We start from the raw sequence: 13581 nt of genomic DNA on the forward strand, positions 1-13581 counted from the left end.
CCGGACGGCGCCCGGCCCGGGCCGGACGCCGTCCGGCACCGACGACCCGTGGTCAGGTTTCGTCGGCCTCACCTCCGGCCTCGACGCCGAGCTCGGCGCCTGGCTTCGCGACCAGCTCGCCGACCTGGGCGGACGCCCCGGCCGGCGCATCCCCGACGAGCGGCAGCGGGCCGAGATCAAGGCCGTGGTCGCCCGCGCCGTCGACGACATCCGCACGATCCTCAGGGAGACGTCATGAGCATCCGGTCCTCGATCCACCTGCCCGAGTGGCGCAGCCGCCGCACCTCCGACGGCGACCGCGCCGAGCGTGCCTGGCGCCGCCAGGTGCTCGAGGAGGAGGCGGACGCCGCCCGGCGCTCGGCCGACCGCGGCACCCCGCCCGCCCGCCACGTCGTCTGGTGACCGGGCAGCGGTGAGGGGCCGGCGCGACCGGGTGGTCGCGCCGGCCCGGACTCCGACCGGCGGGGCGCGGGTGCGGCCACCTAGACTCCGGCCGTGACCTCCAGCCGACTCCCCGGGCACCGCGGCGGTGCGTCGTGAGGATCCGCCAGGAGGACGTCGAGCTGGTCCGGGAGCGCTCGCGGATCGAGGAGGTCGTCGGCGAGCACGTCACCCTCAAGCAGGCCGGCGTCGGCTCGATGAAGGGCCTGTGCCCGTTCCACGACGAGCGCACCCCGAGCTTCCACGTCCGCCCGCCGGTGGGGCTGTGGCACTGCTTCGGCTGCAGCGAGGGCGGGGACGTCATCTCCTTCGTCCAGAAGATCGACCACCTGACCTTCGTCGAGGCCGTCGAGCGGCTCGCGAACCGGATCGGGCACACCCTGCGGTACGAGGACGACGGCGGCAAGGGCCCGGTCCGGCGCGACCAGGTCGGGCAGCGGCAGCGGCTCGTCGAGGCGAACCGGGTCGCGGCGGAGTTCTTCGCCGAGCAGCTCGCGACCTCCCCGGACGGCCTCGCCGGCCGCACGTTCCTCTCCCAGCGCGACTTCGACCGCGAGGCCGCCGCGCACTTCGGCGTCGGGTTCTCGCCGCGCTCCGGGGAGGCGCTCCTGCGCTACCTGCGGGGCAAGGCGTTCACGGACGACGAGGTCGTCGCGGCCGGGCTCGCGGGCCGCGGCCAGCGCGGGCTCTACGACCGGTTCCGCGGCCGGCTCATGTGGCCGATCCGCGACCTCACCGGGGACGTCGTCGGCTTCGGGGCGCGCCGGCTCTTCGACGACGACCGGATCGAGGCCAAGTACCTCAACACCTCCGACACCGCGCTCTACAAGAAGTCGCAGGTGCTCTACGGGGTCGACCTCGCCAAGCGGGAGATCGGCCGCACCCGCCAGGTCGTCGTCGTCGAGGGCTACACCGACGTCATGGCCTGCCACCTCGCGGGCGTGCAGACCGCGGTCGCGACGTGCGGGACGGCGTTCGGCGCGGACCACATCCGGATCGTCCGGCGGCTGCTCGGGGACGACAGCAAGTTCGGCGGCGAGGTCGTCTTCACCTTCGACGGGGACGCCGCAGGCCAGAAGGCCGCGCTGCGCGCCTTCGAGGAGGACCAGCGCTTCGTCGCGCAGACCTTCATCGCGGTCGCCGCCGACGGGATGGACCCCTGCGAGCTGCGGCACGCCCGCGGCAACGAGGCGGTCCGGTCGCTCGTCTCCGCCCGGCAGCCGCTCTTCGAGTTCGCGATCCGCTCGACGCTCGCCCAGGTCGACCTCGACACCGCGGAGGGCCGTATCCAGGGCCTGCGCGCGGCCGCGCCGGTCGTCGCGCGGATCCGGGACAGCGCGCTGCGCCCCGAGTACGCCCGCCGCCTCGCGGGCTGGCTCGGGATGGAGGTCGAGCCCGTCGTCCGGGCCGTCACCGGCGCCGCCCGCTCGCTGTCGCAGGGCTCGGACGGCGGGCGGCAGGGCGGCGGGGGAGCATCCGGCCACAACGGGGGCCAGAACGGCGGCCGGAACGGCTACGGCGGCGACCGGCGCCCCGACGAGCAGCCGCCGGCCCCGAGCCTGCCGCGGCCCGACCCCCGCGACCCGGTGGCCCGGGTCGAGCGGGAGGCCCTCGAGTGCATGCTCCAGGTGCCGCAGCTCGTGCCCCGGGCCGACGCCGACACGCTCGGGGAGAACGCCTTCGAGGTGCCCGCCTACCGGGCGGTCCACCACGCGATCCTCGCCGCCGGCGGGATGGCGACGGCGCAGGAGGTCGGCCCGCAGGCCTGGGCCGAGGCCGTGCGGTCCGAGGCCCCCGAGGCGATCAAGCACCTCGTCACCGAGCTCGTCGTCGGCTCGCTCCCGGTGGACGGCGACGTCGCCCTCGACCGGTACGTCACCGGGGTCGTCCTGCGGATCGCCGAGCTCGACCTCACCCGCACGATCGGCATCCTCAAGAGCCGGGTGCAGCGGGCCCAGCCCGACGGCCCGGACACCGGCGCGCTCTTCGCCGACCTGCTCGCCGCCGAGCAGCGCAAGATCAGCCTGCGGGAGCGGATCCACCCGTCGATCTGACCTGCGGGTCTCACGGCCGGTCGTCCGATCGGACCCCCTCGCGTGGGGGGTCGTAGCCGGGGTCTACGGAGGTGCTAGGACCATCGGACAGGCAGACAGCAGGGCCGCGACCCAGCAGTGTCTACCTCAGCACCACAACGGTTCGATCTTCTCCCGCGTCGCGGTCGCCCCTGCCGGCGCCGGAGAAGACCGAAACGGTCTCGCCATCGAGCGGGCCTTAGAGCCGAGCGGAAGACGGTCGCCCCCCGACGCCGCTCGGTAGGCGCCCGCGGGTCTCGCCCCGACCCGCGGGCGCCGTCTCAGTTTGTGCTCCGCCGGGCGCCGTCCCTGGGCGGTGTCGCAGCCGCCTAGGCTGGCCGGCATGGGTCTGATCTCGCGTCTCACGGGGCGCACCCGCCGTCCCGCCCTGCCGGGCGACGTCCGGGCGCAGCTGAAGATCGACGCGGGCACCCGGGTGCTCGCGTGGGCGGACCTCACCGGCGGCGGCCACGCCGCGGCGCTCGTCGACCGGCTCGTCGTCCTCGACCCGCGCGGGCGCCTCGTCTCCCGGCCGTGGGTCGACGTCGACCACGCGGCCTGGGACGACGAGTCCCAGACCCTCGCCGTCTGGTGGGTCGGCTCCCGGACGCCGGCCCCGCTCGAGATCGGGGACGCGACGTTCCTGCCGGAGGTCGTCCACGAGCGGGTGCGGTCGAGCGTCGTCCTCACCCGGGAGGTCGAGGTGCCGGGCGGGCGCCGGGTGCACGTCGCCCTGCGCAAGACGCCGGGCGGCGACCTCTCGACGACCGTCTCGCCGGGCCGCGGCGTCCGGCTGGGCGATCCCGAGGTGCACGCCCGGGTCGCGGAGGCCGAGGCCGCCCTGCGGGACGAGGCGGGGCTGCTCCCGGTGCGCCCGGACGACGCGCCGCACGACACCGCGGATCCGCAGGACGGCGACCCGCAGGGGTAAAGCCGGTGCAGAGCACCGCCGAGGCTTTGGTAGAGTTCCGGAGCGCGATCCCCTGTAGCTCAATTGGCAGAGCAGCCGGCTGTTAACCGGCAGGTTGTTGGTTCGAGTCCAACCGGGGGAGCAGGGCGGAAGGGCGGTCGGTGCGGTGCACCGGCCGCCCTTCGCCGTCCGGCGCGCTCCGGTCACCGGCCGGCCGCGCCGGTCGTAGGGTGAACGCCAGCGCGACGGGAGTCCACCTGTCTCCGCCCGAGACGATCCGGTCGCGTGGGAGGCACCATGCCGTCGCCGAGCCCGGGCTACTCGATCACCCTGCGCGTCCAGGCCCCGACGTCCGCCGCGTCGACCGCCGAGCTGTCGCTCGCCGTCGGCAAGGCCGGGGGAGTGCTCACGGCCCTCGACGTCGTCGAGTCGCACTACGACCGGATCGTCGTCGACGTCACGTGCAACGCCTCCGACGCCGACCACGCCGACGCGATCACCGAGGCCGTGGCGGCGCTCGAGGGTGTCACCGTCGGGAAGGTCTCCGACCGTACCTTCCTCATGCACCTCGGCGGCAAGCTCGAGGTGACCCCGAAGGTTCAGCTCCGGCACCGGGACGACCTCTCCCGGGCGTACACCCCGGGCGTGGCCCGGGTCTGCCAGGCGATCGCCGCCAACCCCGAGGACGGCCGCCGGCTGACGATCAAGCGGAACACCGTCGCCGTGGTCACCGACGGCTCGGCGGTGCTGGGCCTGGGCAACCTCGGCCCGCTCGCCGCGCTGCCGGTCATGGAGGGCAAGGCGGCCCTGTTCAAGCGGTTCGCGGACGTCGACGCGTGGCCGGTCTGCCTCGACACCCAGGACGCCGACGAGATCGTCAGCATCGTCCGGGCGCTCGCACCGGTGTACGGCGGCATCAACCTCGAGGACATCTCCGCGCCCCGCTGCTTCGAGATCGAGGCCCGGCTGCGCGAGATGCTCGACATCCCGGTCTTCCACGACGACCAGCACGGCACCGCGATCGTCGTCCTCGCGGCGCTGACGAACGCGCTGCGCGTCGTCGGCAAGTCGCTGCCGGACGTCCGGATCGTCGTCTCCGGGGCGGGCGCCGCCGGCCAGGCCATCATCCGGCTGCTCCTCGCCGAGGGGGCCGGCGACGTCGTCGCCTTCGACAGCAAGGGCGCCGTCCACACCGGCAGGGAGAACCTCGACCCGTTCAAGACGTGGATCGCCCACAACACGAACGCCGGCGGCGTCACCGGCAGCCTGCGCGAGGGCCTCGCGGGGGCGGACGTCTTCATCGGCGTCTCCGCGCCCGACCTGCTCACGGGCGCCGACGTCGCGACGATGGCCGACCGGGCCGTCGTCCTCGCGCTGGCCAACCCGGACCCCGAGGTCGACCCGCTCGCCGCCCAGCAGCACGCGATGGTCGTCGGTACCGGACGCAGCGACTTCCCGAACCAGATCAACAACGTGCTCGCGTTCCCCGGCTTCTTCCGCGGCCTGCTCGACGCCGGCGCCCGGCACATCACCGACGAGATGCTCGTCGCGGCGGCGACGGCGATCGCGGACGTCGTCCACCCCGACGAGCTCAACCCGAGCTTCGTCGTCCCGAGCGTCTTCGACCCGGCCGTCGCCCCGGCGGTCGCGGCCGCGGTCAAGGCCGTCGCCGAGCGGACGCCGGTCGGCAGCCGCTGACCGCATCCCGCGTGGTTCTCCTGGACTGCGTCGCTGGACCCGTTGCGGTGCAACGGGTCTAGCGGCTCTCCAGCAGTCCCGCGTCGTGGGCAAGGATCGCGACCTGCACCCGGTTCGAGCAGCCGAGCTTGAGGAGCAGGCGGGAGACGTGGGTCTTCACGGTCGCCTCGCTCATGAAGAGCGAGCGGCCGACCTCGGCGTTCGACAGGCCGCGCCCGACAGCGACGAGCACCTCGCGCTCGCGGTCGGTGAGCGGCTCCAGCCGGGCGAGCGCGGCGGCCCGGCGGCCGTCCTGCGCCGACGCGGCGAACCGTTCGACGAGCGCACGGGTCACGCCCGGGCTGAGCATCGCGTCGCCGCGCGCCACCACCCGGACCGCCTCGACGAGGTCGCGGGGCGGGGTGTCCTTGAGCAGGAACCCGCTCGCCCCGGCCTCGAGCGCGCGGAAGACGTACTCGTCGAGGCCGAACGTCGTGAGGACGACGACCCGGGGCGCACCGTCGAGAGCGGTCACCGCGGCGGTCGCCGCGAGGCCGTCGACGCGAGGCATCCGGACGTCCATGAGGACGACGTCCGGCCGGTGGGTGCGGACGGCGGGGACGGCGTCCGCGCCGTCGGCGGCCTCGCCGACGACGAGCAGGTCGGGGGCGCTCGCGAGGATCATCGACAGGCCGGCACGCACCAGCGCGTCGTCGTCGACGAGCAGCACCCGGATCGGCCGGGACAGGGGCGGGTCAGCCGGGTCGGCCGGGGCGCCGCCCGGAGCGTCGACGGGTGTCATGCCGGCCTCCTCGGGAACGTCGCCGCCACGCGCCAGCCACCGCCGGGCAACGGACCCGCGTCGAGCGTGCCGCCGGCGAGGCCGACCCGTTCGCGCAGGCCCACGAGCCCGGTACCCGACCCCGGCACGAGTGCGCTGCCGGCGACGGGGCGCGCGTTGGTCACCTCGACGCGCAGCACGTCGTCACCCGGTGCGGCGCCGGGCCCGCCGCTCGTGACGACGACGCGGGTCTGCGCGGAGCGGGCGTGCTTGTGGACATTCGTCAGAGCCTCCTGGACCACCCGGTAGACGGTACGGCCCACGACCTCGTCGACCGGCGGCGCACCGTCCGGCCTGCGGTCCTCGAACCGGACGGGGACGCCGGCCGCGACGGAGGCCTCGACGAGCCGCGGCACGTCCTCCAGCCGGGGCTGCGGCGCGAGCGCGACGTCGTCGGCGACCGCCTGGTCGGGGTCGGCCCGGAGCACACCGAGCACTCCGCGCAGGTCCTCGAGGGCCTGCCGGGCCGTCGTCCCGATGAGCGCCGCCGCCTTCTCCACCCGCTCCGGGCCGCTGCCCGGGTTCACCTCCAGGGCACCGGCGTGCAGCGCCACGAGACTGATCCGGTGCGCGACGACGTCGTGCATCTCGCGGGCGATCCGGGTCCGTTCGGCGAACCGCGCCTGGCGCTGCAGCAGCAGGGCGGTCGCCTCCGCCTGCTCGGCGCGCTCCCGCAGGGAGGCGAGCAGGTCGCGGCGGGCACCGACGTACGCGCCACCGACGCTCGCCAGCGAGACGATGATCGACCCCGCGATCGCGCCCTCGGCCCAGTTGCCGTCCTCGAGGATCGCGGCCACGACGAACGCCAGCCACGTGAGGACCGCGAGCCCGCCGAGGGTGCGGTCCCGGCGGCGGATCGCGACGGCGAACAGGGCCAGCGTCATGGGGAGGTCCACCCCGCCGGCGAAGGCCGCCGGGAGGGTGCACAGCACGACGAGCACGGGGCGGGTCCGCCGGAGCAGGACGACGACGGCCGTCGCCAGGAGACCCACCACGACGACGCCGGCGCCGGCCCACGGCCCGTGGTCGCGCCACGTCGTGTCGGCGGCGGAGCCGGCGTCGGCCAGGCAGAGCGCGGCGTAGAGCGCGTCGGACGCCCGGGCGCGGACGACGGGTCGCTCGGCCCAGGTGCGGACGGCGGCCACGGGGGTCATGACCGCCAGCGTAGGGAGCCGCCGGGCCCGGCCACGTCCGACGAAAGGTGCAGCCCGCGGTCCGGGGGAGCGACGAAGGACGGTCCGGCCGGGCGACGGGCGGGCGACGCCCCGGTCGCCGTCCGGTCGCGAGGGTGGGGCCATGCTCACCATCGACTCACTGACCAAGCGCTACGGCCGCGGCGCGCCGGCGGTCGACGACGTCAGCTTCACCTGCGCCCCCGGCACGATCACCGGGTTCCTCGGCCCGAACGGGGCGGGCAAGTCGACGACGCTGCGGATGCTCACCGGCCTCACGCCCCCGACCTCCGGCAGCGCGACGGTGCTCGGCCTGCGCTACCCGGACCTGCCGAACCCCGGCCGTGTCGTCGGCGTCATGCTCGACGCGTCCGCCCAGCACGCGGGCCGGACCGGCCGGGAGACGCTGCGGCTCGCGGCCTCGCTCGTCGGGGTGCCCGCCGCCCGCGCCGACGACATGCTCGAACGGGTCGGTCTGGCGGGCGCAGAGCGGCGCCGCGTCCGCGGCTACTCGCTCGGCATGCGGCAGCGGCTCGGGATCGCGACCGCGCTCCTCGGCGACCCGCTCGCCCTCGTGCTCGACGAGCCCGCCAACGGCCTGGACCCGGAGGGGATCCGCTGGATGCGCGAGCTGCTCCGGGAGTTCGCCGCCGGTGGCGGCACCGTGCTGCTGTCCAGCCACCTGCTCCACGAGGTGGAGGCGACCGTGGACCGGCTCGTCGTCATCGGCGCCGGCCGGGTCGTGGCCCAGGGCGCGCTCGCCGACCTGCTCGCGGGCAGCGGGGTCGTCGTCCGAGCCACGGAGCCCGACCGGCTCGCCGCTGCGCTGCGGGCCGCCGGCGTCACGGCGGCGCCCACCGGTGACGGCGCGCTGCGGGTCGACGCGGACGCCGAGACCGTCGGGCGGGCCGCGCTCGCCGCGGGCGCCGTGCTCACCGAGCTGCGGGCCGCGGACGGCGGCCGGCTCGAGGACCTGTTCTTCTCGCTCACGGGCGCGGCCGGCAGCGGCGCCCCCGCCCGGACGGAGGTGGCGGCATGACCGCGACGACTGTGGCGACCACCGGCGACGGCACGTCCCGGGCACTGCCCGAGGTGCCCCGGATCCCGTTCTCCCGCATCGTGTCGGTCGAGCTCCGCAAGAGCCTCGACACCCGGGCGGGCACCCTGCTCGTGGCCGCCGCGGTGCTCCTCACCCTGGCCCCCGTCGGCTGGCAGCTGACCCACCTGACGGACGGCGTGCCGGACTTCGACCTGTGGGTGTCGTCGGCCCGCGGCGGGGTCGCGCTGTTCCTGCCCGTCATCGGGATCCTCGCGATGACCTCGGAGTGGACGCAGCGGACGGCGCTCACGACGTTCACCCTCGTGTCGCGCCGCGGCCGGGTGCTCGCCGCCAAGCTCGCGGCGGCCGTGCTCGTCGGGGTGGCCGTGATGGCCTTCGTCCTCGCGGTCGCGGCGGCGGCCCTGCTCGTGGCGAGCGGCCTCGAGGGCACGACACCGGTCTGGGGCGACGTCGGCTCGGTCGTCGGCGGGTCGCTCGTCGCGAGCGCGCTCAACGTGACGATGGGCGCGGCGTTCGGTGCGGCGATCGCGCAGTCGGCGGCCGCGATCACCATGTTCCTCGTGGCCCCGACGCTGTGGCAGGTCGTCGGGACGGCACTGCTCGGGGACGACGCGCAGTGGCTCGACGTCTTCCAGGCGTTCGCCCGGCTCTCGTCCTTCGAGCTCGCCGGGCACGACGCCCAGGTGGTCACCTCGGTGCTCGCCTGGGTCGGCCTGCCGCTGGCGTTCGGGTGGGTGCGGGCGTTGCGCCGCAACGTGTCCTGACGTCAGCAGCGGTCGGGTGCGGCCGTCAGGGCCGCACCCGCCGTCGGCGCGTCGACGGCCGACGGGAGCGGTGCAGGCCCGGACGGCGTCGGGGGAGCGGAGGTCACCGCGCTCGGGGTGGTGGTGGCCTTCGCGGTCGCCGTGGCCGTCGCCTTCGCGGTGGCCGTCGCCTTCGCGGTGGCGGCCTTCGTCGCAGACCTCGTCCGCGACGAGGGGGCCGTCGTCCGCGGGGCCGCCCCGGCGCCGGGTCCGTAGAGCCGGACACCGGTGCCCTGCACCGCGCCCGGCCGCAGCCGGATGCCGCTCACCGTGACCCGGTGGCCGAGGACGTCGGTGACGCGCACCCGGAACGGCCCGTCGCCCGCGCCGTTGCCGTCGAGCCAGTAGCCGTAGCCCTGCAGCTGCATCGGCTGGAAGCCCTGGCTGCCGGAGGCGATCTCGACCGACCGCAGCGGGTTGCCGTGGTTGTCGACGCGGACCGCGAGCCACCACGGGTTCGAGCCGTCCTTGACCTGGACGGTGAGCGGTCCGACAGAGGGGTTGCGGACGGCCCGGTAGCTCATCGAGACCCGGCCCTTCGACATGTCGTCGAGGGCGGCGAACGCCTCGTCGGACAGGTCCAGGTGCCCCGGCGGGCACTCGGGGCACAGGTTGGTGATCTTCACGCGGATCGTGCCCTTGTGGCCCTTGATGTCGACGTACGTGCCGCACGCCGCGCCGTTCGCGTACTGCTCGGGACCGGCCGCGGCCGTGTACCGGTTCGCCGGTACGGACGACGCCAGGCAGGCCCCGCCGGTCGCCGCCCGGCCGTAGAACGTGATGATGCCCGACGACCAGGAGGTGTCGATCGGCGGCGCGGCGACGGCGCGTGGCTGGACGGCGGCGACGGGCGCCGCGGCGAGCGGCTGCGGCCGGCAGTCGGTGGCGCCGTCACGGAGCACGAACGCGGTGACGAGGGCGACGGCGAGGAGCACGCCGGCGGACGAGGCGGCGCCGGGGCCGCGCCCGGCGGGTTGACCTGCAGCCCGAGGGCCGGGGTCGGCGTCGCGCTCGGGGCCGGGGGCGGCAGCAGCGGCAGGCCGGTCGCCCGGGTGGCCGGCAGGTCGGCCCACGGGTCGGACTCGTCCTGCGGCTCGGGGAAGGCCGTCGGGCGCTCGTGCGGGACGAACAGCGGCATCTCGACGGTGGGGGCCACCGAGCGGCCCGTGACCATCCGGCCGCCGCGGGGGAGCGGATTCTCCCGGGGACCGGCGAAGATCTCGTCGGCGAGCGGGCTCCCGGCCGGTCCGTCGGACGGCGCGGACATCGGCAGCAGGGTGCCCGCCGCGGCCGGCTCCGCCGGTGCGTCGGTCCACCACGTCCGGTCGTCGCGCCTGCTCTCGTCGCGCTTGGACACCCTTGCTCCCCGGTCGGCGTCGCGGTCTCGCACCGGGTCCCGGTGCACGTTGCGCGGCGATCCTGCCGCACGAGGTGGATCTCGATCCAGCGCGGCCAACGGGCGTTGGCGGGCTCGCCACGCGGTGTCCACCGGGGGTCGACGGACCGTCGCAGAACGACCCGCGGGGCCGCCGGTGAGCCGTCGTCCGACCGCCCCGGCGGCGCAGGTGCGAGGATCGGCGCGTGACGTCGTCCGAGCACCCGAGCGAGCCCGCCGCCTTCACCGACGCCGACCTGGCCGCTGTCCGGGCCGGGGTCGCGCAGTGGCGCGGACCCGTCCTCGAGCTGTCCCGCGCCGTGAACGGCGACCCCGAGCTCGCCTACGCCGAGCACCGGGCCGCGGCCCGCTGCGCCGACCTGCTCGAGTCCGGCGGGTTCGCCGTCGAACGGGCCGCGTACGGCCTCGACACCGCCTTCGCCGCCCGGGCCGGCGCCGGGGACCGGCACGTCGTCGTGTGCGCCGAGTACGACGCGCTCCCCGGCGTCGGGCACGCGTGCGGGCACAACGTCATCGCGGCGTCCGCGGTCGGGGCGGGCCTGGTGCTCGCGCCGCTCGCCGAGGCGGCCGGGCTGCGGGTCACCGTGCTCGGGACCCCGGCCGAGGAGGTCGGCGGCGGCAAGGTCGACCTGCTGCGCGCAGGGGCGTTCGACGGTGCCGACGCGGCGGTCATGATGCACCCGACGCCCTGGGACGACTACGGCCCCGAGAGCCTCGCCATCGAGGAGTGGGACGTCACCTACCGGGGGCGGGCCTCGCACGCGAGCGCCGCGCCCGAGCTCGGCCTCAACGCCCTCGACGGCGTCGTCGCCGGGTACCAGGCCGTCGCGATGCTGCGGCAGCACCTGCGGCCGTTCCAGCAGGTCCACGGGATCATCAGCCACGGCGGTGACGCGCCGAACGTCGTCCCGGAGCGCACCGAGGCGAAGTACTACCTGCGGGCCCGCACGGTGGGCGACCTCGAGGACCTGCGGCACCGGGTGCGCGCATGCCTCGAGGGCTCGGCGATCTCCACGGGGACGGGCATCGAGGTGAAGGCCGTCGGCAACCCGTACCTGCCGCTGCAGCCGCACGCCGGGCTGGTCGCCGCGTTCACCGCGGCGTGCGCGGCCCTCGGCCGCCCCTTCACCCCGGACCCGGCCGGGGCCGCGTTCGGCGGGTCCACCGACTTCGGCGACGTGAGCCAGGCGCTGCCGGGCCTGCACGCCGACATGACGATCCACTCGTGGCCGGCCGTCAACCACACGCACGAGTTCGCGGCGCACTGCGTCACCGAGGCCGCCGACGCGACGGTGCTCGACGCCGCGGGGGCGCTCGCGCTCACGGCGCTCGCGGTGGCCCGGCGGCCGGGCGTGGTCCTCGCCTGAGCCGGGACGGCGGCCGGGCCGGTCCGCCGCCCGCTACGGGAGCGCGGTGCGCTGCACGACCCGCAGGAGGACGAACTCCGCGGGGACGAGCGGTGCGACGCCGACGAGGCACACGAGCCGGCCCGCGTCGAGGTCGGCCTGGGTCGTCGTCGTGCGGTCGCAGCGCACGAAGTACGCCTCGTCCGGCGTGGTGCCCGCGAACGCACCCTGCCGGAAGAGGGTCTGCAGGTAGTCCTCGACGGTGCGCCGGACGGTGCTCCAGAGGGCCTCGTCGGAGGGCTCGAAGACCGTCCACGTCAGCCCGCGTTCCAGGCTCTGCCCGATGGTGCTCAGCAGCCGGCGGACCGGCAGGTAGGCGCGTTCCGAGCCGGTGTCGTCGAGGGTGCCGGCGCCCCGGACGACGGCGCCGTGCCGGGGGAGGACCTGCAGCGCGTTGACGCCCGCCGCCGACAGCGCCGTGACCTCGTCGGCGGTCAGCGTCGTGGTCAGGCCCGCCGTGCCGCGCAGGGCCGCCCCGGGCCCCGCGGGCGGGTGCCGGACACCGCGGGTGCTGTCGGTGCGGGCGACGACCCCGGCCACGGCGCCGGACGGTGCGACGCTGCGGACCGCGTTGCCGCGCAACGGGTCCGGCTGCAGCAGCCGCGGGAAGTACACCGCCACGTGCGAACCGGCCACCCCGAGCGCGCCGACACCGTGGACGGCGTCGTCCGCCGTCGCCCAGGACGGCGGCGGGTCGACGAGCAGGACGGCGCGGTGCGCCCGGCACAGGGCCGAGGCGGTGGCGAGGACCGCCGCGTCGACGGCCTCCGGTGGTTCGGCGGCGGGGTCGGCGGGGACAGTGCCCGCCGCGGACAGGTACGGCGGGACGTTCAGGAGAGTGAACAGGTCCGCGCGCCGCAGCGCGTACAGGCCCCGGCCCTGATCCTCCTGCTGCGGCCCGACGAAGTCGTCCGCGGTGAGACCTGCGCCGTCGTCCGCCCGGTCGCCGGCGGCGACCGCCACGCTCGTGGGCGGGTCGGGGTCGGCCCAGGGCTCCACCCCGGCCGCGACGGGTGCCGACGCCGGGGGTCTCGGGGACCCGGTCCCGGACCGCAGCCGGACGAGCGCGGACGAGGCAGCGAGCACGGCGTCGAGCCGCCGGGGGTCGCCCGGGTCGAGGCAGACGTCGGGGAAGACCTCGACGTCCCCGGTGCCGCCGTCCCGCACGGTGAGCGTGAAGCGCACCGCCGTCGCGTCGTCCGGGCCGGCCGGGTGCTCGACCCGCGCGCGCAGCGCGTTGCCCCACGCCCCCTCGTTCGCGGCCTCGAGGACCACACCGCCCCCGAGGTTGAGCGCGGCCCGCGCCGGGCCGGCGGCCGCACCGAGGACCCGCACGACGACGGCCTCCGCCCCGCCGTTGACGAAGTAGTCCCGGACGGCGTGGCCGAGCGGCCCGCCGAGCCACAACCCGCCGAAGACCCGCTCGAACTCCGCGAGGCTGCGGACCGTGCGCGGCTCACCGACCGGACCCCGCGCCGTCCGGCCGACGAACGCCGTGACCGCCGTCGGCAGCACCGGGACCGGCGGCGGCACCGCCGGCATCTCGTCGATGTGGACGACCGGGGTCGTCACCTCGTCCGGCATCGGCTGCTCCCGTCGTCGTGCACCCCGCTGCCCATCATGGAGCAGGGGAGCGGCCCGGCACAGATGCCTCGACCGGTGACGGTGCGGGGCGAGCCGGGCACCGCCGATCGGTAGGCTGGCGGGGCGCCGCACGGACGACGTGGCGCCCGGGGCGGTAGCTCAGCCGGTCAGAGCAGGGGACTCATAATCCCTGGGTCGTGGGTTCGAGCCCCACCCGCC

The 13581-nt window shown here is 76.0% G+C and carries 12 protein-coding genes and 1 tRNA gene; 9 read left to right on the forward strand and 4 right to left on the reverse strand.

Annotation, left to right across the window (positions count from 1 at the left end; all coding sequences use genetic code 11):
• From EDJALFJO_RS34050 to EDJALFJO_RS05635, 6 genes are all read left to right on the forward strand, one after another.
• Positions 1–238, forward strand: a 238-nt coding sequence (locus EDJALFJO_RS34050; protein ID WP_158220296.1) for a hypothetical protein, incomplete at its 5' end; no start/stop codon positions are given.
• A complete protein-coding gene (locus tag EDJALFJO_RS34055) occupies positions 235–402 on the forward strand; it encodes a hypothetical protein (RefSeq protein ID WP_158220297.1) in 168 nt (55 codons plus the stop codon). The genes EDJALFJO_RS34050 and EDJALFJO_RS34055, both read left to right, overlap by 4 nt.
• Positions 403–536: 134 nt before the next feature.
• Positions 537–2495: a DNA primase gene (gene dnaG, locus EDJALFJO_RS05620; protein ID WP_088283058.1), complete on the forward strand. Its 1959-nt coding sequence runs from the start codon at positions 537–539 to the stop codon at positions 2493–2495.
• 361 nt (positions 2496–2856) lie between these two features.
• A complete protein-coding gene (locus EDJALFJO_RS05625; RefSeq protein WP_088283060.1) occupies positions 2857–3444 on the forward strand; it encodes a hypothetical protein in 588 nt (195 codons plus the stop codon).
• 48 nt (positions 3445–3492) lie between these two features.
• Positions 3493–3565: transfer RNA gene (locus EDJALFJO_RS05630), tRNA-Asn, on the forward strand.
• A 155-nt stretch (positions 3566–3720) separates the two neighbouring features.
• On the forward strand, positions 3721–5121 hold the full coding sequence (locus EDJALFJO_RS05635; RefSeq protein ID WP_088283062.1) for an NAD-dependent malic enzyme: 1401 nt from the start codon (positions 3721–3723) through the stop codon (positions 5119–5121).
• A 58-nt stretch (positions 5122–5179) separates the two neighbouring features.
• Here EDJALFJO_RS05635 and EDJALFJO_RS05640 read toward each other — a convergent pair whose 3' ends face one another.
• A complete protein-coding gene (locus tag EDJALFJO_RS05640; protein WP_369812495.1) occupies positions 5180–5785 on the reverse strand; it encodes a response regulator in 606 nt (201 codons plus the stop codon).
• A 113-nt stretch (positions 5786–5898) separates the two neighbouring features.
• On the reverse strand, positions 5899–7095 hold the full coding sequence (locus EDJALFJO_RS05645) for a sensor histidine kinase (protein WP_088283066.1): 1197 nt from the start codon (positions 7093–7095) through the stop codon (positions 5899–5901).
• A 142-nt stretch (positions 7096–7237) separates the two neighbouring features.
• Here EDJALFJO_RS05645 and EDJALFJO_RS05650 point away from each other — a divergent pair, with 142 nt between their 5' ends.
• A complete protein-coding gene (locus EDJALFJO_RS05650; RefSeq protein WP_088283069.1) occupies positions 7238–8152 on the forward strand; it encodes an ABC transporter ATP-binding protein in 915 nt (304 codons plus the stop codon).
• Complete coding sequence (locus EDJALFJO_RS05655; RefSeq protein ID WP_088283071.1) at positions 8149–8937, forward strand: ABC transporter permease; 789 nt, start codon at positions 8149–8151, stop codon at positions 8935–8937. Before EDJALFJO_RS05650 ends, EDJALFJO_RS05655 begins: the two co-directional genes overlap by 4 nt.
• Before the next feature lie 2 nt (positions 8938–8939).
• Here the strand turns inward: EDJALFJO_RS05655 and EDJALFJO_RS05660 are convergent, their stop codons facing one another.
• Positions 8940–10049, reverse strand: a complete 1110-nt coding sequence (locus tag EDJALFJO_RS05660) for an expansin EXLX1 family cellulose-binding protein (protein ID WP_143448310.1) — start codon at positions 10047–10049, stop codon at positions 8940–8942.
• Between the two features lie 508 nt (positions 10050–10557).
• Between EDJALFJO_RS05660 and EDJALFJO_RS05665 the strand changes: the two genes are divergently transcribed.
• Positions 10558–11739: an amidohydrolase gene (locus EDJALFJO_RS05665; protein ID WP_198950039.1), complete on the forward strand. Its 1182-nt coding sequence runs from the start codon at positions 10558–10560 to the stop codon at positions 11737–11739.
• Between the two features lie 33 nt (positions 11740–11772).
• Here EDJALFJO_RS05665 and EDJALFJO_RS05670 read toward each other — a convergent pair whose 3' ends face one another.
• Positions 11773–13362, reverse strand: coding sequence for a phage tail sheath C-terminal domain-containing protein (locus tag EDJALFJO_RS05670; protein WP_088283075.1), 1590 nt, complete (start codon positions 13360–13362; stop codon positions 11773–11775).
• Positions 13363–13581 lie beyond the last annotated feature (219 nt).

Origin of the sequence: Kineosporia sp. A_224 (assembly GCF_002198655.1) — a bacterium.
Lineage (GTDB): Bacteria > Actinomycetota > Actinomycetes > Actinomycetales > Kineosporiaceae > R-H-3.